Here is a 25,497-nt window from a genome sequence, read left to right on the forward strand (position 1 = left end):
GTTTGAAACTTAAAATGAAAATCCGGATTTTGACAAGGGTCGCTTGGCGCATTTCTCGAAAATAATATGAAATGGAATATTTCCGCTCCGCCGCATATAAAGGCAATCGCGCGCGTGAGCGGTGGAGATTTATGCAATTGACACGATCCAGGAGATGAAATATGCATTTGCATATAACTTGCCAACAAGATGGGGAATGTCATGGCAGAGCGATCATTTGCGCGTGAAGTCGAAGACCTGAAGCTCAAGGAAGGTGACATTTTCAGAGGCGAAGGCATCCTCGCCATCACCAAGGCGCTCCTGCAATCGGGCGTCTCTTACGTCGGCGGCTATCAGGGCTCGCCGATCTCGCATCTCATGGACGTGCTGGCCGATGCCAAGGATGTCATGGAAGAGCTGGGCGTGCATTTCGAGACCTCCGCGTCCGAAGCGGCCGCCGCCGCCATGCTCTCGGCCTCGGTGATGTATCCGGTGCGCGGCGCCGTCACCTGGAAGTCCACCGCCGGCACGAATGTGGCGTCTGACGCGCTTTCCAACCTCTCCTCCGGCGGCGTCACCGGCGGCGCGCTGATCATCATCGGCGAGGATTTCGGCGAAGGCTCCTCGATCATGCAGGAGCGCAGCCACGCCTTTGCGATGAAGTCGCAGATGTGGCTGCTCACCCCCCGCCCGAACCTTCCCTCGATTGTGGACGCCGTCGAAAAGGGCTTCGAGCTGTCGGAAGCCTCCAACACGCCGGTCATGCTGCAGGTCGGCATCCGCTCCTGCCACGTCCACGGCCATTTCGTCGCCAAGGACAACAAGCGGCCCGAATATACGCTGAAGGAAGCGCTGGAAAATCCGCGCCGCGACGTGAACCGCATCGTTCTGCCGCCGGCCTCCTTCGTCCATGAGAAGGAAAAGCTGGAGAAGCGCTGGCCCGCCGCCGTCGAGTTCATCAAGGCCAACAAGCTCAACGAACATTTCGGCCCGAGCGAAGGCGAGATCGGCATCGTGCTGCAGGGCGGCGTCTATAATGGCGCGATGCGCGCGCTCCAGCATCTCGGCCTTGCCGATGTCTACGGCAATTCCCGCGTGCCGCTCTATGTCATGAACGTCTCCTACCCGATGGTCGATGACGAGCTGATCGCATTCGCGGCCGGCAAGAAGGCGATCCTCATGGTGGAGGAAGGCGCGCCGGAATATATCGAGCACACGCTGCACACGCTCTTCCGCCGCAGAGACATCCAGACGAAAGTGTCCGGCAAGGACGTGCTGCCGCTGGGTGGCGAATATACGACGCCGGTGCTCATCAAGGGGCTCGGCGCCTTCATCGAGGCCAATGCACCGGGCTTGCTCGGCAACCGCCCGCCGGTGCCGAACCCCGATCCGATTCTCACCGACCCCAAGGTCAAGGCGCTGGCCGAAGTCGTCCCGCCGCGCCCCGCCGGCTTCTGCACCGGCTGTCCGGAGCGCCCGATCTTCGCGGCCATGAAGCTGGTCGAAAAGGAACTCGGCGAACATCACGTCTCGGCCGATATCGGCTGCCACCTCTTCTCCATCCTGCCGCCCTTCAACATCGGCGGCACGACAATGGGTTACGGTCTTGGCCCGGCTTCCGCCTCCGCTTTCAATGTCGAGGCCGACAAGCGCTCCATCTCGGTCATGGGTGATGGCGGCTTCTGGCATAACGGGCTCGCGACCTCGGTTGGCAATGCCGTGTTCAACAAGCAGGATGGCGTCATCCTCGTCGTCGACAACTTCTATTCGGCGGCGACCGGCGGCCAGGACATCCTGTCGTCCCGCGCCATCAACCCGCGCCGCAAGACCAACAATTCCATCGTCAATGCGGTGAAGGGAATCGGCGCGACCTGGGTCCGCCAGATCGACCGCACCTATGATGTCGCGAAGATGCGCGACACGCTGAAGGAAGCGCTGACGACCAAGGAGCCCGGCCCGAAGATCATCGTCGCCTCATCCGAATGCATGCTCAACAAGCAGCGCCGCGTGAAGCCGCAATTCGCCAAGGCCGTCAAGGACGGCAAGCGCATGGTCAAGGAGCGCTTCGGCGTCGACGAGGATGTCTGCACGGGCGATCACGCCTGCATCCGCCTCTCCGGCTGTCCCTCCCTTTCGGTCAAGCATACGGACGATCCGCTGAAGGACGATCCGGTCGCGGCCATCGACAATTCCTGCGTCGGCTGCGGCAATTGCGGCGAAGTGTCGGAAGCGGCGGTGCTGTGCCCCTCCTTCTATCGCGCCGATGTCATCCATAACCCGACCGGCTGGGACCGCTTCGCGCATCGTGTGCGCAAGGCCGTCATCGGCTGGCTCCAGTCGCGCCGCGCGAGCGGCCGCGTCGTCTTTGCAGATTGAGAGGGGTGAATATCATGAACATCCATGTCGATAATGCCTTCGCCGCCCTCTCCCACGACAAGCCGCTGTCGCTTGCCATCCTCGCCATGGGCGGTCAGGGCGGCGGTGTGCTTGCCGACTGGATCGTCGATCTGGCCGAATCCGAAGGCTGGGTCGCGCAGACCAGTTCCGTGCCGGGCGTCGCCCAGCGCACGGGTGCAACGATCTATTATCTCGAACTCATCAAGGCCCGCGACGGCGCTCATCCGGTTCTGGCGCTGATGCCGACGCCGGGCGATGTCGATGTCGTGCTCGCCGCCGAGCTGATGGAGGCCGGCCGCTCCGTGCTGCGCGGCCTCGTTACCCCCGACAAGACGATGCTGATTGCCTCCACCCATCGTTCCTATGCGGTCGGCGAAAAGGAAAAGCCCGGCGACGGCATCGGCAACCCGACCATCGTGGTCGATGCCACCGATTTCGCCGCGAAGAAGACCATCGCCTTCGATATGGACACGCTGGCCACCAAGAACGGTAGCGTCATTTCCGCCTCCATGTTCGGTTCGCTCGCTGCGTCGGGCGCGCTGCCCTTCTCCAAGGAAGCCTTCGAGGCGACCGTGCGCAAGGGCGGCAAGGGCGTGGAAGCCAGCCTCCGCGCCTTCAACGCGGCCTATGACCGCGTGCTGCGCGGCGGCAATGACAAGGTCTCGGCCACGCCCGGCAAGACCTTCGCCGAAATCCCGCAGACCGCCGGCCATCCGGCGCTGGACAGGCTGCTGACCCGCATCCGCAAGGAGTTTCCGGAGAACATCCAGCCGATGCTCTATGCCGGTGTGAAGAAGCTGACGGACTTTCAGGACCCGGCCTATGCCGATGAGTACCTGACCGAAGTCGCGAAACTCCACGCTGCCGACAAGCTCAATGGAGGTATGGAGAAGGACTTCGCCTTCACGAGCCAGGCCGCCAAATATGTCGCCATCGCCATGGCCTATGACGACGTGATCCGTGTCGCCGATCTGAAGACGCGCGGCAGCCGCTTCGACCGCGTGAAGAAGGAAGTCGGCGTCAAGGCCGACCAGATCCTCTACACGACCGAATACATGCATCCGCGCATGGAAGAGGTCTGCGGCACGCTGCCGAAGGGGCTGGGCAGCTTCATCGAAAACCGCCCTGCCCTGTTCAATTGGCTCAACCGCCGCATCGACAAGGGCCGCCGCGTCAAGACCGGCACGCTCTTCTGGTTCGCCGGTCTCTATTTCGTCTCGTCGCTGCGCCGCTTCCGCCGCGGCAGCCTCCGCCACTCCATCGAAATGGCGCATCGCGATGCGTGGATCAGGACCGCACTCAACGTCCTGCCGCAGAATTACGACCTCGCCGTCGAGGTCCTCGGCAATCGTCGCCTCGTGAAGGGCTATTCGGACACCCATGTCCGCGGCCTCTCCAAGTTCGACCGCGTCATGTCGGCCCTGCCGATGCTGACGGGCCGCGAGGATGGTGCGGCGTGGATGCGCCGGCTTCGTCAGGCAGCGCTGCTCGACGAAGGCGGGATTGCGCTGGATGGGGCACTGAAGACGGTGGCGAGCCTGTAAGCAGGGTGCTGTTCCCCTTCTCCCCAAGGAGAGAAGAGGTGCTTCGCACTTAGCCCGCCTTAGCCACCCCTCTAAACTCACCCGCCGGCTTCGGCCTGCTGAAGAGGTAACCCTGGCCTTTGTGGACGCCCAGTTCGCGCAGCGTCCTTTCCTCCTCCGGCGTCTCGACGCCTTCGGCGACCACGGTCGACTTCGTCCGGCGGGCATATTCCGTCAGCGCGCTGATCATGGCGATGCGCGAGGGGTCTGTGTCGATCCCGCGTGTCAGGCTCGTATCGAACTTGATAACGTCAGGCTCGAGCTTCAGGATGTGCTGGAGGCTGGCGTAACCCGCGCCTGCGTCGTCGATGGCGATCCTTACGCCGCGCTGACGCATCGCTCTGAGCGCGGCCTGCAAGTCGTCGTAATTGTCGACGGCGGCATGTTCGGTAATCTCGATGACGAGAAATCTCGGATCGATCAGCGAAAGAAGCGGCTCGAGATTGCTTGTCAGGATCGTTTTCGGCGACAGATTGATGTTGATCGACATGTCGCGCGGCAGGATGCGGCTCTCGGACATCGCGCGATGCGCCGCGATAAGCTCGAGACGGCTGCCGATCCCGGCGAAATCGGCATCGGCGAACCACTTGTCGGGGCTGCGCTGCGGCTCGGTCCTGAAGCGCGACAGCGCCTCGAAGCCGGTGATGGCGCGCGTCTTCAGGTTGACGATCGGCTGGAACACGATCCCCGGATCGCCGGCGGCCAGGGCCGTCTCGACCAGCTTGCGGGCGCGGGTGCGCTTCTTCTGTGTGCTGACATCGGCCGCCAGCATGCTGGCCATCAAATCGGCAAGCCGTCGCAGCAGGAAGAGCTGGGCATTGCCGAGATTGGGGCGCGCCTGGAAGCTGAAGCAGCAGAGCGTCCCGTAAATCTGCCCGTCGGCAAGCTTCACCGGCACGCTCAGATGCGCGCCGATGGGCACGTCGGCCGTTGCCGGAATCTCCGCCGTGAGCGGCACATCCGCCGTGTCGGGAATGACCTCCGGCAGCGCGCCTTCGACCACCTTCAGGCAATAGCCAGCGCCGAGCGGATGAATGTCACCGGCGCGGATCGGCGGATTTTCAACCCGCGCCGAGACGCCGCGAAACACGCGTGCCGCCTCGTGAAACTCCGCCAGAAACGCGATGTCCATGCTCATTTCGGCGCGGATCGTATCGAGGATAAGATTGATATGCCCTGCGACGGACGCCGACAACGGCGTCGGTGCGACGCCGGCATCACGAAAACTGCTCACCTTGCCCCCTTGGGTCCCAGAAGCGCCTCGCCGTGCTCCAAGCCCGCAACACGGCTTCGAAACATGCAAGGCGCAATGGCGTGTATTTAACGTCGCATCGCGCTGGCGGCGCGAATCGGCCTACAGGTGAATACAATACAACTCAAGCTTTAACAAAACGTCCAGGCCATAGAGTCTGCGCGCGTTTTCTCAGGCGACGCGCCGGGCCGGATGTGCGGCCTGCCGTTGCAGCGCGAAGCGGGAAACCCGCGTCTCCACATCGCTGACATCCTCGTTCAGAGAGTGAATGGCGGCCACCGTCTCCTCGACCATGGCGGTGTTATGCTGGGTGACCTGGTCGATCTCGGCGATCATCTTGTTGATTTCCCGGATCGCCACATCTTCCTCCTGCGCGGATTTCTCGATCTGGACGACGGCGCTGCCGATTTCCTCGACATGACCGGCAATGCGAGACAGCGCGCCGCCCGTCTCGCCGACGAGCTCCACGCCATCCTTCACCTGCCGCTCGGAGGTGGTGACGAGTTGGCGGATTTCCTTGGCGGCCGAGGCCGAGCGCTGGGCCAGTTCGCGGACTTCCTGCGCCACGACCGCGAAGCCCTTGCCCGCTTCGCCGGCACGCGCGGCTTCAACGCCGGCATTCAGCGCAAGCAGGTTGGTCTGGAAGGCGATCTCGTCGATGACCCCGATGATCTTGCCGATTTCCGACGACGAACGGGAAATCTGCTCCATTGAGGCGACTGCGCGCTCGACGATCGTGCCGATGGCCGAGCTGTCGCCGCGGGCCATATCAACGAGACCCTTGGCCTTGCGGGCAAAGTCTGCGGTCGCGCTGATGCTCTCTACGATCTGCTTGATCGAGGCCGAGGCCTCCTCGAGGCTGGCCGCCTGCCGCTCGGTGCGCGATGCCAGATCCCGCGTGGCGGAACCGATTTCGCGCGAGCTTTTCGACATGGAACCGGCAACAGAGGCGATTTCGGAGATCTCGCGGCAGAGTGCATCGGCCGCGTCGTTGAAGTCCCGCCGAAGCGCGTCGGTCTTGGGGTCGAAGGCCTGATCGATGGAAACGAAGAGCTTGCCGGCGGCCAGCGCCTTCAGCCCTTCGGCCAGTGCTGCAATTGTCCGCTGGTCGTTGGCGGCGGCCTGGCGGATTTCTTCCATGCGGGCGGCCTCGCGGCGGCGCATTTCCATTAACTCATCGATGTCGCGCCAGAGGCAGATCAGCAGCATCTCGTCGCCGCGCGGCCAGCGCATCAGCGTCACGTTGACATGGAACGCAGTCTTGTCGCCTCGCACGACATGCCAGTCGAACCGATCATAGCCTTCGCGCAAGGCCTTCTGGATGTGTTCCATGGCCATATCGTCGGAGCGGGCGCCGTTTGGCTGGAACTCCGGAGAGAAATCGTTCGGGCTGATACCCTTCAGCTGTTCTGCCGGGCGGCCCATGATTTTCACGAACGCATCGTTGAATTCGATGATCTTGCCTTCGCGCAGCACGCAAAGAGAGTCCGGCATGCTTTCAAAAATGAAAGCCGCGGCCTCCTGTCGGAAATTCTCCGGCTTGCCGAAAAGATTCTTGAACACGCCCGCTCTCCATTGTCCAAAACATTATGTGGAGAGATTCTAAAGAAAGACGATTAAAATTGTTTTAAATATATAGCAATCGTCAAATGTCTCACATCTCGTTCTTGCGAACATTGCGCAGGATCTTGTGCAGCGTATTCAGAAAGGCGCGATACTCGTCCTCGTCGATGTCGCGGAACATCTGGCGCAGCCCGTCATACATCAGCGGCCAGACCTCGTTGAAGACCGCGCGGCCTTCCTCGGTGATGGAGACATCGCGCACGCGCAGGTCGTCGGGCCGCGGCGTGCGGCTGATCAGCCCCTGCTCTTCCAGCGAATCCACCGTGCGGCTCATGGTCGACTGTTCGGTGACGCCGAGAACCGACAGTTCGTTGATCGTCAGCGAGGTCGAGACCGAAAGAACGGCGAGCGCCCGCATCTTTGCCGTGGTGATATCGCGGGCGCGCAGCTCTTCGGAAAGATTGGCATTCCAGCGCGCCATGACGCGGTTCATGATATAGGGCGCGAAATGGTTGAGGCCCATTTCGCCGAGCGACGGCATGCGGCCATCCTCGGTGACCCCAGGTGCCGGAACCGCGCCGGAAAAGCCGTTGTCCATCCAGTCTTCTCCCACTTGTCGGGTCAGCGCGACGAAATAATTCGTCGGCTAACAATCCTCATTTGAGCGAGGATGCGAGCAGGAAGCCCGATCCGCCGCCAAGGCCCGGCCCCGGATGGGTGGATGCTCCGATATGGTAGAGCCCCGGCACATGGGTCATGTGGTTATTCGGTCTCTTGAACGGACGCCAGAGGAAAAACTGGTCGAGCCCACAAAAACCGCCATAGGGATCGCCGCCCACAAGGTTCATGTTCATGAATTCGAGATCGGCCGGCGAATAGACGCGGCGCGCAATCACCACCTCGTCGAAATTCTCGATATGGTGGCGCAGCATCGCTTCCACACGATCGGCAAAGGCCTCGCGGAGCGCCTCGGTCCAGCCACCACCCGCCGGGCAGTCCAGCTTGCCCGCCGCATCGCCCTTGATGTAGCGCGGCGTATCGGGAAGCTGCAGCCAGAGGATCGATTGCCCTTCCGGCGCGCGGCTGGGATCAAAGGAGGTCGGCTGGCCGACGCAGACTGTGGGTTCGGCCGGCAACAGCCCGCGCTCCGCCTCGTTGGCCGAACGCGACACGCCGTCGAGGCCGGGCGTGAGATGCAGGAGCGCCACCTTGCTTAAGCCCTCGCCCGCCTTCCAGCGCGGCGCGGCCTTCAGCGCATAGTGGATCTGCATGTTGCCCTTGCCGTAGCGATAGGCCTTCAGCCCGTCCTTCACATAGTCCGGCAGGGCCGCCGCGCCGCTCTTCAGGAGCCGCTTGTAGATCTGGTCGGGGGTCATGGAGGCAATCACGCCGGCACCGGCCTTGTAACTGCGGCCATCGGTGAGGCGCACGCCAGTGGCCTTGCCGCCCGGCCCCAGGATGACCTCATCGACGTCGGCGCCGGTGACGATCTGGCCGCCCTGATCGGTGATAAGCTTTTCAAACGCCTTCAAAAGGTTCACCGCGCCGCCCTTGACGATGGGGCAGCCGGCCAGCTCGACGGCAAAGCCGATGACCTTGACCATCTCGGCCGAATAGCTGCTTTCCGGTCCCAGCCCGCAATGCAGCGCCCAGGGCGCCCACAGCGCCTTCATCTCGTCCGACTGATAGGTGGTTTCGAGATACGACCGCGCCGGCGCCAGCGCCTCGCCGAAGAAGGCGGCCAAGCCCTTCAGGCCGCGCGACCAGGCTTCCTTTGCCACCAGTTTTGCGGTCGCCATGGACCAGAGATTGCCGCCGAGCAGCCCGAAGACAAAGCCGGCATTGCCGCCGAAGCGGTTCATCTCGCGATCGAAGGCCTGCCCGTCGCCGGGGGCTAGCCGGTCGAAATTCGCGACATTCTCCGCCCGGTTCATGGCAAGGATCGCATGCGATCCATCCGGCCTGAGAACCCCGGTCGGCGTGGCCGAATGGCAGAACTCCAGCCCCCGCGCCTCGAGATCCTTGCCAAGCGCTGCAAAGGCCGGCGAGGTCATGAACAGCACCATGGTGGTGGCCATCACGTCATGCACAAAGCCCGGTGCCGTGATCTCTTCCGTCCGCAGGCACCCGCCGATCTGGGCGTTGCGCTCGAGAACGAGAACCTTCCTGCCCTTCTTCCCCAGCATGGCCGCTGCCACCAGCGCATTGATGCCGCTGCCGACGATAATGTAATCCGGATCGCTCATGGGTCATCTCCTGCTGGGGATGGTTGGTGTTGTGCAGAGGATGCAGCAAACTCGTACCTCTCGGCTCAGAGGGGTTCGCCGCAGCGGCAACTCCCCCTCCCCCTTGTGGGGAGGGTTGGGGAGGGGTCTTTCTTTCTGCTTGCTCAGCGCTCGTGGCGAAGTCCCCCTCTGGCTGCCGCCATCTCCCCCACAAGGGGGGAGACGAATGGAGCGACCGCCCTGCCCTCTTTATGGACGTTGAGCTAGGGAGGGGTCTCTTAACGCCTTACGCAATCAGCGCCAGCGCGCGCACCGGCGAGCCCGTGCCCTTGACGAACTTGAGCGGAGCCGCAATCAAAATCGCGCCCTTGGCCGGAAGCTGGTCGAGGTTGGAGAGGCTGGCGAGGCCGTATTTGTTGGCCTTGTGCATGAGGTTATGCGCCGGGAAGGGCGGGTTCATGCCGCCGGCGGAACCGGCATCCGTGCCGATCGTTTCCTGGCCCCAGCCGATAATGCCCTTGGAGAGCAGATATTCGATGGCTTCCGCCGTCGGGCCGGGCGAATGCGGGCCGTTTTCGTCGGCATTGAGGAAGGTTTCGGTCGAGCCGTTGCGCTTGTACCAGTCGGTGCGCATGAGCACCCAGGAACCGGCTTCGATCTCGCCGTTCTCAGCTTCCCATTCCTTGATGCTGTCGACGGTCAGCAGGTAATCCGGGTTTTCGGTCGCTTCCTTGGAACGGTCGATGACATTGACCGGGGCGACGAAATTCTGCGGCGGGATGGTGTCGGTCGTGTTGCCGACATGGTCCTTGCCGGTGATCCAGTGACAGGGCGCATCGAAATGCGTGCCGGTGTGCTCGCCGAGTTCCAGCCAGTTCCAGGCCCAGAACGGACCGTTTTCGTCATAGGCCGAGATTTCGTGCACTTTGACGTTCGGCGTGTTCTTGCCGAACTGCGGCGGCAGATAGAGAACCGGCGTTTCCGGGCCGAGCGGTGCGGTGAGGTCGACAACCTTGACCTTGCCGGTCAGAAGCTGGGTGGCGAGTTGCGAAAGTGAGCTTGTATCCGACATGGTGATCCCCTTTTATTGGCGGATGCGCACCCGGCGGAAGCCCGGCCGGGTCCTGCATTGAGGCGACGCTAGATCACAAAATATGTAAATGCAAGTAATTTTGTGGAGCGGGTTCCGGGCGTCGCGCGGCCGCCTCCCCTCCCCTTCCCGCTTCTGGCACTCTGTGCGCTGTACAAAAGGCATTCTGGCGGTTGTTTCCCCTTTCGGAAAACTATTTTAAGCTTGATGCATTTTCGGGAAAATGTATGCATACAGAAATAAAACCGGAAAATCGGGGGAGCTACATGTCTGAATTTGATGCGATCATTCTGGGCGCGGGTCACAATGGTCTGGCCGCTGCCGTGCATCTGGCCGCCAGGGGCTGGAAGGTCGCGGTTGTCGAGGCCAAGGCCAGCGCTGGCGGTGCGGTGAAGACGGTCGAGCTGATCGAACCGGGCTTCCGCCACGACATTGCCGCCATGAACCTTTCCATGTTCGCCGGTTCCGCCTTTCACCAGACCTATGCCGGGGAGCTGGCCGCCCACGGCCTGAAATTCGTCCCCGCCCCCAAATGCTTCGCCTCCGTCTTCCCGGACGGTACCCATCTCGGCATCGGCACCGATGCGGCCGCCAACAGGGCGGCCATTGCAGCGCTCGCCCCGAAGGATGCGGAAAGTTTCGCCGCCATGTCCGCCGAATTCGGCAACACGGCCCCGCACCTCTTCGGACTGCTCGGCAACCCCATGCCCTCGCTCGGCAGCGTCAAGGCGGTCTGGAAGGCATGGCGGGCAGGCGGCGTTCCGCTGCTGACCGATATGCTTCGTCTCCTCCTCTCTTCGCCGCGCGGTTTTCTCGACCGGCATTTCGACAATGAGAAGCTGAAGGCCATGATGGCCGCCTGGGGCCTGCATCTCGACTTCCCGCCGGATGCCGCCGGCGGTGCGCTTTTTCCCTATCTCGAAACGATGACCAACCAGGCCTTCGGCATGGTAATCGGCGAGGGTGGCGCGGATGCGATCATCAAGGCGATGACGGGTCTGTTGAAGGCCAAGGGTGGGGAACTCTTCCTCAATTCCCCGGTGGCGTCCGTGGATGTTTCGGGCGGCCGGGCGAAGTCGGTGACGCTCGCCGATGGCCGCAAGCTCACGGCGAGGCGCGCAGTCATCTCCAACATCCACCCCAAGCTCCTCTTCAACGGTCTGGTCAAGGGCAGCGCCCTGCCCGGCCGTTTTGCCGATGGTCTCGAGACCTACCGCCCCGGCCCCGGCGCCATGATGATCCATCTGACGCTGGACGATCTCCCGGATTGGTCCGCCTCGCCGGAATTAAAGTCCTACGCCTATGTCCACATCGCCCCGAACCTTGCTATGATGAACCGGGTCTATGACGAGGCGGTCTCCGGTCTGCTGCCCCGCGAACCTGCTCTCGTCGTCGGCCAGCCGACGGCGCTCGATCCGACGCGCGCGCCGGCGGGCAAGCATGTGCTCTGGGTCCAGGTCCGCGTCCTGCCCGCCGAGATCAAGGGTGATGCGGGGGCTGAGATTTCGGCGACCGATTGGGCGAGCGTGAAGGAAGCCTATGCCGATCGCGTCCTCTCGATCATCGAGAGTTACGCGCCCGGCTTCCGCTCCAAAATCCGCGGCCGCGCCGTCTGGTCGCCGCTCGATCTGCAGGCGGAGAACCCGAACCTCATCGGCGGCGACAGCCTGTCTGGTTCGCATCATCTCGACCAGAATTTCCTCTTTCGCCCGGTCGCGGGCTACTCGCGCTACAAGAGTCCGATCGATGGACTTTACATGTGCGGCGCGGCGACCTGGCCGGGCGCCGGTACGGGAGCCGGCTCCGGCTTCATGCTGGCGAAGATGCTGGCCGGCTGAGACCATCGCGAGACCTGGGGGCAATTGCTTCAGGTCTCAACGAATGTCTTGACGCGGCCCGGCACTTCCCGCAGGTAGGGTTCATCTCAACACACGCATGACGGACTCGGCGATGGATCTCGAACTGGTTGCCAGCGACGCCCAGGAGGGCAAGAAGCAGGAGCTGAAGCTCTGGCTGCGCCTGCTTGCGACGACCAAGCTCATGTCGCAGGAAATCCGCCGGAGGCTCCGCCGCGAATTCGGCGCGACGCTGCCGCAGTTCGACCTGCTCGCCCAGCTCTATCGCGAGAAGGACGGGCTTCGTCTCGGAGAACTCTCCAGCCGCACCATGGTCACCAACGGCAATGTCACCGGTCTCGTCGAGCGTCTGGAGGCCGACGGCACGATCATCCGCGAGCGTCTTCCCGACGACAAGCGCGTCACCGTCGCCCGGCTTTCCGAAAAGGGCCGGACCTATTTCGAAGGGATGGCGGAGGCGCATGAGCGCTGGATCAAGGAAATGATGGCCGAGGTCGAGCCCGCCGTTCTAAAGCGGCTGCTCTCCGAACTCGGCCAGGTCAAGGAATCGGCTCAGCGGCATCTGTCCGAAGAGGACTGAGGGCGAGGGCGCTGGCCCTCTCTAAGTGCCTTTCTCCAAGAAGTTCCCCGCGGGGAACTTTGTATTTTGAGTGGCGATGGATCGTTCTGCTCCGGCCCGAACGAGCCTCGCTCACTCCGCAATTTCTTGTCTTGCCCCCAACCTTCCGTCTCAAGTTCGCCGCGGGGAACTTTTCCGGATCCTGACCCCATTTGCCCGCCCTTCCCGAATCGTCGTACCCTGTTACGCGGATTTCCGAAAATTTCGATTTTTTGCGTAGTCTCGCCCCGATCAACATTTTGTTAACCATAGTCTGTAACATGGGGTCACTTCAAAAGGAGAGGATCGCCATTTGACACGGCACCTGAGCAGCCTCGATTTCATGCAGACATTTTCCGCCAAGCTCGACGGGGCTCTGCGCAATCTGTCGCTCGCCCAATATCCGCCCGACGCCCACCGCACCATGCGCAAGTTTGCGTCTTCCGAAGTGGCCCAGCTTCTCGATGTGACGGAGGCCTATATCCGGCAGATTTCACTGAAGGGGAGGGGCCCGGAGCCGGAAGTGGCGGCCAATGGGCGGCGGCTCTACTCGGTCGAGCAGATCCTCGAACTGCGCCTGCTGCTCGCCGAAAACGGCCGGAAAAAGTGGATCAATCCGCGCCGGGCGCAAGGCGAGCCCTGTCAGGTGATTGCGGTCACCAACTTCAAGGGCGGCTCATCCAAGACCTCCACGACGATCCATCTCGGTCATTATCTCGCGCTGAAAGGCTACCGCGTTCTCGCCATCGATCTCGATCCGCAGGCCTCGCTTACCGCGCTTCACGGTGCGCTGGAAGGCTTCGATCCGCGCGAGGGCGAGACCTTCTATTCGGCGATCCGCTTCGACGAGCCGGTCGCCACCGAAACGCTGATCCACAAGACGCATATTGCCGGCTTCGATGTCATCTGCGCCGGGCTTGAACTGACCGAGTTCGAAACCGCCGTGGCGCTGGAAATGCGCAATACCGGCGGCACGGGTTTCTTGTTGAGGGTCAATCAGGCGATCGAGCAGGTGGTGGATCGCTATGACGTAATCCTGATGGATTCCGCGCCCTCGCTCAACTTCCTGACGCTCTCGTCGCTGACGGCCGCGACCGGCGTTCTGATCCCGGTGCCGGCGCATATGCTGGATGTGGATTCGACGGCGAAGTTCCTTGAGCTGGCCGGCTCCTACATGCAGATCCTCGCCGATATCGGTGCGACCGCGCAGTGGGATTTCGCCAAGTTCCTGATCACCAAATTCGAGCCCAACGACCATCCGCAGGCCAATATGATGGCCCTCATGCGGCAGGTCTTCGGCAATGATCTGCTTTTGAACATGGTCATCAAGTCCACGGCGGTCGCGGATGCGCTAACATGGAAGCAGAGCCTGTACGAGGTGCAGCGGGCGCGATTCTCCGCGCCCAAGACCTATGACCGGGCGATCGAATCGATCAATGCGGCGAACGCAGAGATCGAGCAACTGCTTTGGAACGCATGGGGGCGTCAATGAGCCGGAAGGATTCGAAGGGCATGTTCGCCAATGTGCTCGGCAAGCTGGGGGAGGGGGCTGCAGACAGCGCACCGTCCACGACTGCCGGCACGCAGGCCGCAGCACCATCCGCGCCGAAGCCGCTCACCTCGCCGCATCTGATGAAGGTGGCCGCCGGCGTGCGCCAGATCCAGGAGCGCGGCGAGCTGATCGACAAGCTCCTGAAAGAGGGTGGTCAGGTGGTCGAGCTTGACCCGGATCAGGTCCTGCCGTCCGCGCTCGCCGACCGTTTCGAAGGGGCCTATGACGACACGGCGATTTCGGAGCTGGTGATCAGCATGGCCGATCGCGGCCAGATCGTGCCGGGTCTCGTGCGCCCGGTTCCGGCAGAGGGCGGCGAGCCGCAGCGCTACCAGATCGTCTATGGCCGCCGGCGTCTGGCCGCCGCCAAGAAGCTCGGCCTCAAGTTCAAGGCGGTGGTGCGCGAGCTTACCGACGAACAGGCCGTCATCTACCAGGGCGAGGAAAACACCGCCCGCAACGATCTGACCTATATCGAGAAATGCGCCTTCGCACTGACCATGGAAAAGGCCGGCTATTCGCGCAACACGATTGCCGCCTCGCTCTCCACCGGCAAGTCGCATATTTCCGAGATGATCCGGCTGGCCAACACGCTGCCGGACAAGCTGGTCCGCACCATCGGCTCCGCGCCGGAAATCGGCCGGCGGCGCTGGATCGAGCTGATGGAAAAGTGGATCACGCACCAGCATTCGCATGTCATGGTGCAGGAAGTGCTGGATTTCGCCGGCAAGAACATGACGAGCGAGGAGCGCTTTGCACTCGCCATGTCGTCCATGTTCGTCAAGGCATTGAAGCCGGCGCCCAAGGATCCCGGCCCGTTGACGGTTGTGTCGCGCGGCATCAAGCTGGTCGATGTGACCTATGGCAAGGCGGGCGGCAGGATGGTGTTCAGCAAGTCGGTCCCGGCCGATTTCGTCGCCTATCTGGCCGAGCGCATGGAAGAACTTCACGACGCCTACCACAAGGACGCGTCGCGCAGGAATGAACAGAAACGGAGTTAAACTCCTATTCGAAGAACGAGCACTCCGCCGAAGACACGATGATCGTGTTTCCCTCCCATGCACAAGTGTCGCTGCGCGCTCGCGGCATGGCCGTGACGCGTCTCCGGATGCATTCCCATACCCATTGCATGGATGACGACGCTTGCGGCCCTCCCGCTCAAGCGCCTTCATCTTCTCGTCCACATCGCTGTGCAGTTCCGCTCTCTTGCCACTGCCGACATTGGGCCCGATCGTCCTGCTTCAAGCCGGATAGAGAGACGGTAGCTTCGACGACGTGTTACTTTGCGCATGGCCGATCTTGCGGTCTTCCCTTGCAAGCACGTCAAGCCGGTCGCGGACCTGAGCTTCTGCAGTTTCTGCCGCAGGCGCAAAGGCTGCTTTTTCCAGGCCGGCAATTGCCTCTCGGGCGGCATTGGTCATGGCCGGGTCACCACCCGCCAGCCGACGCCAGGCGAGAACACAGCCGTAGGATCCGCGCAGATCGCCAGATTTTCCCTTGCTGACTGCCAGGGCCAGCTGCTTGCGGCGTTCGGAAACCGTGTCGGGGCGTTCTTGGGTGGACGCATTCGCCGCTACGGCTTTACGAGGGCTTTTATCCGGGCGCTGCTTTCGTCTGAAATAGAGGGCGGCGCTGCCGAGTGCCGCCAGAACCGCGACAGCTCCCAGACCGGCAAAAAGATAGGCAGGCAATGCCTCGCTGGTTTGCTGCTGCGCATGCGACTCGACCGGAGAGGCCGGTTCAGCTTTGGGTGTCGCTGCGGCTTGGTTAGCAGGCGGGATGGTTCCCTCGGCCTTGATGACTTCGCTTGGCAGGGTCGCGGTTTTTGCTTTTCCCGAGACGCTATCGGTCCAGTTCACCTTGATCTCCGGGAGCGTTATCTCACCGCCACGGGTTGGGACCACGGACAGGAGAAAATCCTTTCTGGCGACAGTGCCGTCAGCCGTTTGATCTTCGCCTGTCTTGACGTCATCAACATAAATGCGCGCGCCATCCGGGTTTTCGAACGAGAGGTCGGGAAGCTGGACTGCGCTCGCGCCAAGGGCCAGAAGACTGACGCGCCGGGTGACCGCCTCTCCTTCCTTGAAGACCGGGTGCTCGGGAGACCACTTGGAGGTTAGCTGGACGTCCTTGGCAGGGAGGAACCACTGATGCTGCCCGGAGCCGGCGTTGGGATCGGCGCGAACAGTCACCTTGATCGGTTCGGAGCGAATGGCAAACGGCTTGCCGCTATCAAACATGTCGCTGAACATGGACGAGGGGAACCCCTCAAAGCCAACGTCTGCGAATGGATCGCGTCCCTGCGCTGAAGGGTCCTCGACGGAGCCGCGCAGGACGAAGGGGGGGATTTCGATGGCACCCTTCTGCTGTGGCTTGAGCATATAGGTGCGCTCGATCACGTTGACCGTCTGCCCGTTCCGGGTGACCTGGCTCACCTTGTCCTCGCCGCGTTTAGCCAGTTCAAATGCGCTGGATTGCGGCGCGATGAGTTCGGCGCTCTTTATGGGCGCGCTGGTCTCGATCCGGACGGTCAGCGGCGTTTCCTGAAACAGAAAGGGGTCGCCGTCTTTAAGGGTAGCCGACAGATCGATCCCTGTGGCCCCCGTGGCTTTGGGCATGGATCCCGCATCCACCACCTTGATGGGGATGGGCGAACTGCTCAGGCTTCCTGCACTGATTGCCGGAATTTCGAGTGTGCCCTTCGATTTCGGCGACAGGGACACAATCCAGCTCTCGCTTTCGGAACGTTGCCCGTTGATGATTTGCGTCGACGAGGACTGCGATGTGCCGAGGACGTCGAAATCCTTCTCCAGCGGCGTGAGATCCGGGCTTGCGTCCGTCTGGCCGTTGGTCGTCAGGGTCAGCTGAAACGTATCCCCTTCCGCCACCGTGCCACTGTTCACCTGGGCGGAGAGCCCCGCGGCGAAGGCAGGAACGGCAAGCGCAATCGAAAGAGCAGCAGCGCTGACTGTGGTCTTGAGTCTGTTGAGATTCATGGTTCTGCTTCCTCTTAGTTGGCGCCAGACCGAAGCTCGGCGTAATGTTGACGAATACGGGCGCGCAGCAGGCCGGACGGGTCGTCAGGCACCTCGCGCAATTGTTGCTCTACCGCCTGATCGACGACCGGAGCGCCGGGAACGGAGGCCTTCACCGGCTTGCCGCCGTTGTCCTTGCCATTGCCGTCCAGCATGCTGGCAAGCATTTTCGACAGAGCGTTTTCACTGTCCTTGCGGGCTTGTTCGCTGCCATTCCCGGAAGCGCTTGCCTGCTGGCGGGCCTCGGCAGCCTTCTGTGCGGCCTTGTCCGCCTGGGCAAGGCCCTCTGGACCGCTCTTGTCCTGTTGTTGCTGACCGGCCTGCTCGTTGGCGCTTTGCTGGCCCTGCGGATTGGTTGCAGAGGCCTCTTGCTTCTGTTCCTTGCCGGCAGCCGCATTCTGATCCTGGGCTTTTTCAGCCGCGCTTTTCTCGGCTCCGGCCTTTGGAGACTGGCCGCCTTTCGCCTCGTCGGCGGGCTTTGAAGATTGGGCCGATGCCTGGTCTCTGGGTTGTTCGCCCTGCGACGCGCTTTGCTGACCGACGCCGTTTTGCGAACCGTTTTCCTGCCCCGGCTGAGTGGCAGACTGTTGCTGATCGCCGGATTGGCCGCCGGTCTGCTTCTGCTTCGAACCGGACTGCTGATCTTGTTGACCCTGCTGGCCGGATTGTCCCTGAGACTGCTGCTGGTCCTGTTTCTGACCTTTGCCGCCGGCCTGCTGCTGCTGGTTCTGTTGGCCACCCGCATTTTGCTGCTTCTGCTGGCCTTGAGAGCCGGACTGCTGATTTTGCTGGCCGGACTGGCCCTGAGATTGCTGCTGTTTGTTTTTCTCCTGTTCCTGCTGCCTTTTCTGCTCGTCGAGCAGCTTCTGAACCAGATCACGATTGTACTTCGCGTCCGCGTCATGAGGGTTGGAAGCCAGCGCCTGATCATACGCGCCGAGCGCCTCCTTCAGTTGGCCGGATTTGGCAAGCGCGTTGCCGCGATTATAGGCGCTGGCGGAAAAGTCCTGAGCCGCCGTCTTGTAATCTCCCGCCCGGTAGGCGGCGCTGCCGCGCCATGAGGGTGTCTCGAACTTGCCGGACGCGGTCTTGTAATCCCCTGAGGCAAAGGCTTTCTTGCCCTGCTGATCAGAAGTCGCCCAAAGGTCCTGCCAGGTTCCGGCATGAGCGGGCCGGGTTGCAATGCCGGGCACGAAATTCAGGCATGCGATCAGTCCGATGCTGAAGACCAAACCGCGGCGGAAGGCAAAGGCCAGAAGAAGGACCGGCAGGATCAGGAGCCAGTAGCCCATATCGACCCAGCCATCAGCGTGGAAGTCATCAACCTTGCCGGCAGTCTCAACCTTGTCCGTCTTCGGCAGGATGCGGTCCAGGTCGGCGCTGTTTGCAGTCACGCTGGAATAGGTACCGCCACCGGCGCTGGCGACCGCGCTCAGACCTTCGGCGTCAAGCGAGGTCGTCACTTTTCCGCCAGAGCTGTCGGTAATGGCCTGACCGCCCGCAGTCTGCAATGTTGCACCCTTTTCGGTGCCGATGCCGAGAACCGAGACGGTGTAGCCGGCTTTGCGTGCAGCGGCGGCGGCCTTTTCCGTTGCCGCCCTATTGCCGGCATTGTCGGCGAGCAGCACGATTTTGCCGCGCGAAGCGTGCGCGCCCTTCAGGACGGACTCTGCCTCGGAGATGGCAAGATCGGGCCGGTCGCCCAAAACCGGCATCAGATTGGTGGAAAGTTCGGGAATCATCTGCGAAATCACCTTCTGGTCGCTCGTCAGGGGAGCGGCGACAAAGGGGACGTCCGAATAGATGACCAGTGCGCGCTCATTGCCTTCCGTGCGCGCAAGAATGTCGCGCAGCTTGTGCACCGCGGTGCGCAGACGGCTCGGCGACAGGTCGTCTGAGTTCATGGATTGCGCCAGACTGAGGACTGCGACCACGGGCTCCCCACTGGTGAAGGAGGGCATCTGGGCCTTTTCCCAGGTCGGCCCGGCCAGCGCCGTCACCAGGACCAGCAGCATGGCCGCTGCCGCTGATGGCAAGACGCGCGATGCGCGGGCGGTAGCGCCGCTTATGGCCAGATGGCGCAGCAGATGGGCGTCCACATATCTGCCCCAGTCGCTGCCGGTGGCGTTCTTGCTGGCCCTGAGGACGAGCCATAAAAGAAGGCCCGCCGGGATCAGCGCCCAGAACCATTCCGGGCGCAGGAAGTGGAATAGGTTGGTTTCCATGTCAGGCTTCCTTGTGTACCGGGCCCTTGTAGAGGGGGCGGTTGGTGATGAGGGCCGGAACCGTACCGATCAGGACGGAAAGCGCGGCGATGAGCAGGGCGAGACCGGCCGGCCAGAAATAAAGGGCGACTTCGGGGCGCACATGCACCGGGTCGGCGCTGACCGGCTCAAGCTTGTCGATGGCCCGATAGTCCTGAGCCAGGCCTTGGACGTCTGTCGCCCGGAAGTACTGCCCGCCGGTCATTTCCGCGATCTTGCGCAAGGCGCCTTCGTCGAGATCCGACGAGGGATTGACAATCTGGCGCCCCATCGGGGTATCTATGGCCATCGGACCGCCGCCAATGCCGATCGTGTAGATCCGGACACCCATCTTCTTGGCGAGTTCGGCGGCCCGCATGGGGTCAATCTTGCCTGTATTGTTCGCTCCGTCCGTCAGGAGAACGAGAACGCGTCCTTCCGCGGGCCTGTCTTCCAGCCGCTTCAGAGAAACCGCGATGCCATCGCCTATGGCCGTTTGCTCACCGGTCAGACCGACTTCGGCCTCGTCGAGTAGTTTGCGGACGGCCTCTCGGTCGAAGGTCAAAGGCGCCTGCAGATAGGCACGGTCCGAAAAGAGGACCAGGCCAATCCGGTCACCCTTGCGGTTTTTAATGAAGGCATCGGCGGCATCCTTGACCACGTCGAGGCGGGTTGCGGGCCTGCCGTCGACGGCGAAATCCTGCGAGGCCATCGAGCCGGATAGATCGATCGCCATCATGATGTCGCGTCCTTTGGCGGGCAGCGGCACTTCCTGTCCGACATAGGCGGGACGCGCCAAGGCCGTCACCATCAGCAACCAGACGAGCGAGGCAGCCGCGAACTTCCACCACGATGTCGAAATCCGATCGGCCCGGTTCCCCAGACCCTGCGACAGGCTCGCAAAAAACGGCACCTTCAATGCACCGCCCAACCCCTTGTCTGCGGGTTTGAGAAAATAGCGCAGCACAAAGGGCAGCGGCAGAACAAGAAAGGCAAAAGGCCAGAGAAAGGTCATCATCCGTTCCTCCTGATCCAGACGGCGGTTTCGGCGCGCAGCGCCTCGGGTTCGAAATTCTCATTGGCCGGCGGACCGTAGGGCCCCACGGCCAGAAGCGTTGCACTGTTGCTGCTCATTCCGTATTTGCCTTCCATCAGAAACGCGCTCCACGCCTCGCCGGTCAAAACATCGGCGCCAGCCGAGCGCCGGCGGGCGACACGTCGAAGCAGGGAAGAAACCTGCGTGAGAAATTCGTCCTGCCTTTCAGGGCTGATTGCCTCAAGTTCGCGAAGCGCCAGAAAACGCGCGCTTCTGCGGCGGATCTGCATCCACACAAGGGCCGCCAGGATGACGACACAGGCGAGGGCGATCAGAGCCCACCAACCTGGCGCAAGCGGCCACCAGCCAACGGGCGGAGGCAGGTGAATGTCGCGAAGCCGGTCGAGTTGGGCCTGGATTTGGGGAGTGAGTTCGTTGCTCATGCTGCCATACTCAGGTTGAGACGCGGATGCAGGATCCAGGAGGGATCGTCCGTTGTCTGCAGGAAGTGGCAAACCATGCCGTGGTGCCGGCTGACGCGTGCGAGCCGCTCTTTGCGCGCCTCGAATTCATGCGCGTAGCGGTCGAGCTTGCGACTGCCAAGCGCCGAGACGGCCAATGCATGTTCGCCATCGGTGAGGCGCCCACCGCGCGGCGGCAGTGCGGCATCGAAGGGGTCGCTGATCTGGATGTTGGTGACATGGGCATTCACAGCCAGATGTCTGAGCTCTTTCTCCGCTTCGTCGCCGAAATCGGAGAAGTCGCTGATCACGAAGGCCAGCGTTCCGGGCCGGTTGCGGTGACGCAGCCGCCGCAGGGCATGCGCCAGGCTCGCCTCTGTGCCGAGAGGTCGCTCCAGCCGGGTTTCCTCCGAGAGTGCTTCCAGAAGTCCAAGCACTGAGCGTCGCGTTCTGGCGGCGCGGAAATCCCGCAAACCGTCGCGTGTCATGACCAGGCCACCCACGCGGTCGCCGCCGTCATGTCCGGTCCAGGCCATCATGGCAGCCACTTCGGCTGCCAGATTGGACTTGAAACGGGTTCTGGTGCCGAACTGCATCATCGCACGCATGTCGGTGAGAATGACGATGGGCCTTTCCCGCTCCTCCTGGAAGAGCTTGGTGTGGGTGTGTCCCGTGCGGGCCGTCACGCGCCAGTCGATGGATCTCACGTCGTCGCCGGGCTGATACATCCGGCTTTCTGCGAACTCCATACCGCGACCGCGATAAACGGAACGGTTCGCGCCCCATTGATGGGTCGCGACGCGGCCTGATGGCGCGAAGCCGGCAACGCCGCGCGCCGGGCGCACCCGAACCAGATCGGGCAGGGTTGCGACGATGCCCTTGAGGTCTCGGTCTTTGAGATCTTGGTCTGTCATGACGGTCTCCCCGCGGGTTCAAGCAACCGGAACCCTGTCGATCAGGGCATCGATGAAGGCGTCGGCGGTTTTGCCTTCCGCCTCGGCCTCAAAGCTCAGGATGATGCGATGGCGCAGCACGTCATGCAGGACGGCCTGCACGTCGGACGGGGTCGCAAAATCCGCGCCGTTCATCCAGGCATGCACGCGCGCGCAGCGGTCCAGGGCGATGGTCGAACGGGGCGATGCGCCATAGGAAATCTGATGGGCGAGATCGGCGCCGTACAACTGGGGACGGCGGGTCGCCTGGATCAGCTGAATGATGTAGTCTGTCAGCGCATCCGAGACATGGGTTTTCAGGGCAGCCTGCCGGGCTGCGAAGATGTCCTGCTGCGAAACCCGGAAGGACGACTTCACGGTTTGGGCCATCGCTTCGCCCCGCACGATCCGCAGCACCTCGCGTTCCGCTTCAGCAGAGGGAAAGTCGATCTTGACGTGCAGCATGAAACGGTCGAGCTGGGCTTCGGGTAGCGGATACGTCCCTTCCTGTTCGATCGGGTTCTGGGTGGCCATCACCATGAAAAGCTCCGGCAGACGGTAGGTTCGTCCGGCGACGGTGACCTGGCGCTCGGCCATGGCTTCCAGAAGCGCCGACTGCACCTTTGCCGGTGCGCGGTTGATCTCGTCGGCAAGGATCAGGTTGTGAAACAGGGGGCCGGGATGAAATTCGAAGGTGCCTTTCTCCGGGCGATAAATCTCGGTTCCCGTCAGGTCGCTTGGAAGCAGGTCCGGGGTGAACTGGACGCGGCACGGCTCGCCTTCGATAAGCTCCGCCAGCGTGTTGACGGCCTTTGTCTTTGCAAGGCCCGGTGCGCCTTCCAGCAGAATGTGCCCATCGCCGAACAGGCCGAGAAGCAAACTGTCGATAAACGTCTCCTGGCCGACAATCCGTTTGTTCATGTGATCGCGGAGCGCATCGACAAGTGCGTTGTTCGAGCGGGCTGCGGTTCGAAGTGTATTCGTGGTCATCAGAGTGCCTCGCAATGGGGCCCGGCCTTTTGCCGAGGCGCCGCGGTTTCAGAGTGAAGACTTCGATGAAAGAAAGAACCAGCCAGGGGCATCCATGCCGACTGCATTCGCAATTCCGGCGGGGTCTAGACCGGAATTGCGAAGCCGGGCGATCAGCTGACGACGCAACAGTCCTTCAAGCACGCCCACGGGGTCGTCTCTCGCTTTCACCGTTCATTTCCCGAAGTCCATGAACAGTGAAGAGACTAAGCGATGCAGTTTGAGGCAGCTTGCCGCGTTCTATAATTATTGTTGAACTTGGCGCTTGGGGAACGACACGATCACCCGGAGGCCCGGATGATGCGAGGAGCCGGGATCGGTGCTGGAGAGCGTAATGCGAGCCTCGTGGTGGTCGGCCACCGCCTTGACCAAGGCAAGGCCGAGACCGCTGCCCGGCTTGCTGCGGGCACTGTCGATCCGTTTGAAGAGGTCGAAGACCTCATGGCGTTGGCCCTCTGGGATGCCGGTGCCGGTGTCCTCGACGATGAGGTCGAGCATCTCCGGCCGCTCCTGAAGGTAAACCCGGATCGAAATGCCGGAGCCTCCATGCACGATTGCATTTCCGACAATGTTGGCGAGCATCTGCTGCACCATGTTCTTATCGCACAGAAGCAGGTATTTTTCAGTCTCGCCGGGTCGAAACTCGAGCGTTTGCCCGTTCTCCTGTGCGAGAGGTGCGTAGAATTCGAGCGTATTCTCCACAATGCTGCCGAGGTCGTTCAGCTGCATGTCCTGGCTCCGCGAGCCGGCGCGTATTCGGGTGATGCGGAGGATGGTGTCGATGATCTCGTTGAGCGATCCGGTCTCGTTGAGTGCCCGTTCGACCTGGCCGTGCGGATCGCGTCCGGCCTCGATTGCATCCAGAGCATCGTTCAGTAAAAGACCGACGCGGGCGAGCGGTGTTTTCAGATCGTGTGCGATCGCGGTCGTTGTTGCGCGCATGCTGGCCATCAGGCGGGATAGCACATCGAGATTCGCATTGATCTGCACGGAGATGCGGTCGATTTGATCCGTCCTCTTCACGATCGGTATGCGCACATCGGATTCCCCGCTTGCGACGCGCGCGAGAACACCTTCGATCGACCTGAGTTTCGAAAAACTCACACCACTCGCCAGCAGGCCCAGAACCAGTGTCCCGAAGGTCAGCAGCACGGTCATAACGACGAGGCCTGCAATCAAGTGAACGCGCATCTCGTCAACGGCCTTGAGATTTCGGCCGACAACAAGCGTTGCATCGTTGAACTTCTGGACCGACACTATGAAATGGCCCTGGCTTCCCTTGGCGGAGACGGATTGCAGCGTGGTGTCGCGGACACCTACGAAATCCGGCAGGACGAGATCGGCGCCGGCAAGATTGATCCCGTTTTCATCGTAAACCGCCGAGATGCGATCCTGGCTGCTTACGAGGTTGCTGAGTGTGCTGATTGCCTTCACCAGGCCCTCACGTCCTCCGGCCGAGTAGACGTCGTTTAAGAGGACGGCCTCCTCCAGGGTCTGCTGCACGGTCACATTGCGCAGGGTCTGGGTGGCCGACCATATGAAGAGCGTCCCGCCCAGGCACATGAGAACGAGAACACCTATCGCGACCTTGGCTGAGGTTCGAAAGGAGCTGCCAGATAGAAGATCAGTGAGGCGCACGGATCCGGTATCCCATGTTACGGACGGTGTGGATCAAAGCTGTATCGAAGGGCTTGTCGATCTTCTGGCGCAGCTTGCTGATATGAGTCTCCACGACCGTCGTTCCCGGATCGAAGGAAAAATCCCAGATCCTCTCCAGGATCATTGTCCTGCTCACGACCCGGCCTTCGGCTTCCATGAGGAGTTCGAGCAGTGCGAATTCCTTGTTCTGCAGATCGATGACCTGCCCCTGACGGACCGCGACGCGTTTGAGAAGGTCAAGCTTGAGATCGTGGCAGGTGAGCTCCGTCTTTTGGCTGTTCTCTTTCGGACGCCGCGACAGGACGTGGATGCGGGCGAGAAGCTCCGAAAAGTGAAACGGCTTCACGATGTAGTCGTCAGCGCCCGCCATCAGCCCCTCCACCTTGTCCTGGACATCGGAGACCGCAGTCAAAAAGATGACAGGCAGCGAGCTGTTGGATGCCCTGAGCGCCTTGACGAGAGAAAGCCCGTCAAGGCCCGGCATCATCCTGTCGATGATTGCAAGATCACAGGTGTTGTAGAGGCAATAGGTCAGCGCTTCACGGCCGTCACTCACCCAATCGACCGAAAATCCCTGTTCGACCAGACCTTTGCGGACATATCCCGCCATCGTCTCATCGTCTTCCGCAAACAAAATTTTCATCGCTCGGACTTTCGTTTTTAACACGATGCCTTGCCGAGCCTATCGACGATCGCCTGAATCTTCGTCGTCAATCCACCCGGGGGTATAGACCGATCGCCTGGTCTCCTCCTTTTTGTGCGCTGGCCCTAGGTCGTCGCGCTCAACGGTTGAATGCGACATCATGAAGTCAGCGCCCATATCAGCAGCCAAGTATTTGAATATAGCGGCCGGAACAAGGCCCGTTCTCACAGACAGGCCGCCTTTATCAACCAAAGACAGCAATTGCGGATTTGATGGTCATGCCGCCATCCTGGCTTTGAAACGCCCCGGCCTTGCCGGAGACCTTTTGGTTTGAGTTATGCGGCCATGGGGCTCGCCTACGGGG

General features: G+C 61.9%; 19 protein-coding genes. 6 read left to right on the forward strand and 13 right to left on the reverse strand.

Features of this window, described 5'->3' with window-relative positions; genetic code table 11:
- Positions 1-201: 201 nt before the first annotated feature.
- A complete protein-coding gene (locus tag LQK83_RS16380) occupies positions 202-2,355 on the forward strand; it encodes an indolepyruvate ferredoxin oxidoreductase subunit alpha (RefSeq protein ID WP_230838472.1) in 2,154 nt (717 codons plus the stop codon).
- A gap of 14 nt (positions 2,356-2,369) precedes the next feature.
- Positions 2,370-3,920: an indolepyruvate oxidoreductase subunit beta family protein gene (locus LQK83_RS16385; RefSeq protein WP_230838473.1), complete on the forward strand. Its 1,551-nt coding sequence runs from the start codon at positions 2,370-2,372 to the stop codon at positions 3,918-3,920.
- Positions 3,921-3,969: 49 nt separating this feature from the next.
- Here LQK83_RS16385 and LQK83_RS21765 read toward each other — a convergent pair whose 3' ends face one another.
- The 5 genes from LQK83_RS21765 to LQK83_RS16410 form a co-directional block, all read right to left on the reverse strand.
- The gene (locus tag LQK83_RS21765; protein ID WP_230838474.1) at positions 3,970-5,193 is read right to left on the reverse strand and encodes a sensor domain-containing phosphodiesterase; all 1,224 of its coding nucleotides are present in this window, start codon (positions 5,191-5,193) and stop codon (positions 3,970-3,972) included.
- A 189-nt stretch (positions 5,194-5,382) separates the two neighbouring features.
- A complete protein-coding gene (locus tag LQK83_RS16395) occupies positions 5,383-6,774 on the reverse strand; it encodes a methyl-accepting chemotaxis protein (RefSeq protein ID WP_230838475.1) in 1,392 nt (463 codons plus the stop codon).
- A gap of 91 nt (positions 6,775-6,865) precedes the next feature.
- Positions 6,866-7,372: a MarR family winged helix-turn-helix transcriptional regulator gene (locus LQK83_RS16400; RefSeq protein ID WP_230838476.1), complete on the reverse strand. Its 507-nt coding sequence runs from the start codon at positions 7,370-7,372 to the stop codon at positions 6,866-6,868.
- A gap of 58 nt (positions 7,373-7,430) precedes the next feature.
- Positions 7,431-9,020, reverse strand: coding sequence for a phytoene desaturase family protein (locus tag LQK83_RS16405; RefSeq protein WP_230838477.1), 1,590 nt, complete (start codon positions 9,018-9,020; stop codon positions 7,431-7,433).
- Between the two features lie 265 nt (positions 9,021-9,285).
- Positions 9,286-10,071 (reverse strand): cyclase family protein, encoded by a 786-nt coding sequence (locus tag LQK83_RS16410; RefSeq protein WP_230838478.1) that lies wholly within the window; start codon positions 10,069-10,071, stop codon positions 9,286-9,288.
- Positions 10,072-10,355: 284 nt separating this feature from the next.
- On the opposite strand from LQK83_RS16410, the gene LQK83_RS16415 reads away from it, so the two are divergent.
- The 4 genes from LQK83_RS16415 to repB all read left to right on the forward strand — a co-directional run bounded on the left by LQK83_RS16415 (position 10,356) and on the right by repB (position 15,096).
- Positions 10,356-11,927 carry a phytoene desaturase family protein gene (locus tag LQK83_RS16415; RefSeq protein WP_230838479.1) on the forward strand — a complete coding sequence of 524 codons (1,572 nt, stop codon included), beginning with the start codon at positions 10,356-10,358 and terminating at the stop codon, positions 11,925-11,927.
- Between the two features lie 112 nt (positions 11,928-12,039).
- The gene (locus LQK83_RS16420) at positions 12,040-12,525 is read left to right on the forward strand and encodes a MarR family winged helix-turn-helix transcriptional regulator (protein ID WP_230838480.1); all 486 of its coding nucleotides are present in this window, start codon (positions 12,040-12,042) and stop codon (positions 12,523-12,525) included.
- A gap of 331 nt (positions 12,526-12,856) precedes the next feature.
- Positions 12,857-14,035, forward strand: coding sequence for a plasmid partitioning protein RepA (gene repA / locus LQK83_RS16425; RefSeq protein WP_230838481.1), 1,179 nt, complete (start codon positions 12,857-12,859; stop codon positions 14,033-14,035).
- Positions 14,032-15,096: a plasmid partitioning protein RepB gene (repB, locus tag LQK83_RS16430; protein WP_230838482.1), complete on the forward strand. Its 1,065-nt coding sequence runs from the start codon at positions 14,032-14,034 to the stop codon at positions 15,094-15,096. The genes repA and repB overlap by 4 nt, the downstream gene beginning before the upstream one ends.
- A 240-nt stretch (positions 15,097-15,336) precedes the next feature.
- On the opposite strand, the gene LQK83_RS16435 is transcribed toward repB, so the two are convergent.
- The 8 genes from LQK83_RS16435 to LQK83_RS16470 all read right to left on the reverse strand — a co-directional run bounded on the left by LQK83_RS16435 (position 15,337) and on the right by LQK83_RS16470 (position 25,133).
- Positions 15,337-17,091: a BatD family protein gene (locus tag LQK83_RS16435; RefSeq protein ID WP_230838483.1), complete on the reverse strand. Its 1,755-nt coding sequence runs from the start codon at positions 17,089-17,091 to the stop codon at positions 15,337-15,339.
- 14 nt (positions 17,092-17,105) lie between these two features.
- Entirely contained in the window at positions 17,106-19,355 is a 2,250-nt protein-coding gene (locus LQK83_RS16440; protein WP_230838484.1) for a VWA domain-containing protein, read from the reverse strand.
- Position 19,356: 1 nt separating this feature from the next.
- On the reverse strand, positions 19,357-20,391 hold the full coding sequence (locus tag LQK83_RS16445) for a vWA domain-containing protein (RefSeq protein WP_230838485.1): 1,035 nt from the start codon (positions 20,389-20,391) through the stop codon (positions 19,357-19,359).
- On the reverse strand, positions 20,388-20,852 hold the full coding sequence (locus LQK83_RS16450) for a DUF4381 domain-containing protein (protein ID WP_230838486.1): 465 nt from the start codon (positions 20,850-20,852) through the stop codon (positions 20,388-20,390). The genes LQK83_RS16445 and LQK83_RS16450 overlap by 4 nt, the downstream gene beginning before the upstream one ends.
- A complete protein-coding gene (locus tag LQK83_RS16455; protein WP_230838487.1) occupies positions 20,849-21,784 on the reverse strand; it encodes a DUF58 domain-containing protein in 936 nt (311 codons plus the stop codon). The genes LQK83_RS16450 and LQK83_RS16455 overlap by 4 nt, the downstream gene beginning before the upstream one ends.
- Positions 21,785-21,802: 18 nt before the next feature.
- Positions 21,803-22,792 carry an AAA family ATPase gene (locus LQK83_RS16460; RefSeq protein ID WP_442966782.1) on the reverse strand — a complete coding sequence of 330 codons (990 nt, stop codon included), beginning with the start codon at positions 22,790-22,792 and terminating at the stop codon, positions 21,803-21,805.
- A gap of 285 nt (positions 22,793-23,077) precedes the next feature.
- Positions 23,078-24,340: a sensor histidine kinase gene (locus LQK83_RS21770; protein WP_230838488.1), complete on the reverse strand. Its 1,263-nt coding sequence runs from the start codon at positions 24,338-24,340 to the stop codon at positions 23,078-23,080.
- 115 nt (positions 24,341-24,455) lie between these two features.
- Complete coding sequence (locus tag LQK83_RS16470; protein ID WP_230838489.1) at positions 24,456-25,133, reverse strand: response regulator transcription factor; 678 nt, start codon at positions 25,131-25,133, stop codon at positions 24,456-24,458.
- Positions 25,134-25,497 lie beyond the last annotated feature (364 nt).

The sequence above is a fragment of the Rhizobium sp. C1 genome, assembly GCF_021026335.1.
Taxonomy (GTDB): Bacteria; Pseudomonadota; Alphaproteobacteria; order Rhizobiales; family Rhizobiaceae; genus Ensifer_A.

Bases quoted from the DNA above. Each gene is read 5' to 3' on its own strand.
- LQK83_RS16435 (WP_230838483.1), bottom strand. From the start codon at position 17,091: ATGAATCTCAACAGACTCAAGACCACAGTCAGCGCTGCTGCTCTTTCG.
- LQK83_RS16445 (WP_230838485.1), bottom strand. From the start codon at position 20,391: ATGATGACCTTTCTCTGGCCTTTTGCCTTTCTTGTTCTGCCGCTGCCC.
- LQK83_RS16420 (WP_230838480.1), top strand. From the start codon at position 12,040: ATGGATCTCGAACTGGTTGCCAGCGACGCCCAGGAGGGCAAGAAGCAG.
- LQK83_RS16440 (WP_230838484.1), bottom strand. From the start codon at position 19,355: ATGGAAACCAACCTATTCCACTTCCTGCGCCCGGAATGGTTCTGGGCG.
- LQK83_RS16380 (WP_230838472.1), top strand. From the start codon at position 202: ATGGCAGAGCGATCATTTGCGCGTGAAGTCGAAGACCTGAAGCTCAAG.
- LQK83_RS16470 (WP_230838489.1), bottom strand. From the start codon at position 25,133: ATGAAAATTTTGTTTGCGGAAGACGATGAGACGATGGCGGGATATGTC.
- LQK83_RS16450 (WP_230838486.1), bottom strand. From the start codon at position 20,852: ATGAGCAACGAACTCACTCCCCAAATCCAGGCCCAACTCGACCGGCTT.
- LQK83_RS16415 (WP_230838479.1), top strand. From the start codon at position 10,356: ATGTCTGAATTTGATGCGATCATTCTGGGCGCGGGTCACAATGGTCTG.
- LQK83_RS16400 (WP_230838476.1), bottom strand. From the start codon at position 7,372: ATGGACAACGGCTTTTCCGGCGCGGTTCCGGCACCTGGGGTCACCGAG.
- LQK83_RS16405 (WP_230838477.1), bottom strand. From the start codon at position 9,020: ATGAGCGATCCGGATTACATTATCGTCGGCAGCGGCATCAATGCGCTG.
- LQK83_RS16410 (WP_230838478.1), bottom strand. From the start codon at position 10,071: ATGTCGGATACAAGCTCACTTTCGCAACTCGCCACCCAGCTTCTGACC.
- LQK83_RS16455 (WP_230838487.1), bottom strand. From the start codon at position 21,784: ATGACAGACCAAGATCTCAAAGACCGAGACCTCAAGGGCATCGTCGCA.
- LQK83_RS16385 (WP_230838473.1), top strand. From the start codon at position 2,370: ATGAACATCCATGTCGATAATGCCTTCGCCGCCCTCTCCCACGACAAG.
- LQK83_RS16460 (WP_442966782.1), bottom strand. From the start codon at position 22,792: ATGACCACGAATACACTTCGAACCGCAGCCCGCTCGAACAACGCACTT.
- repB (WP_230838482.1), top strand. From the start codon at position 14,032: ATGAGCCGGAAGGATTCGAAGGGCATGTTCGCCAATGTGCTCGGCAAG.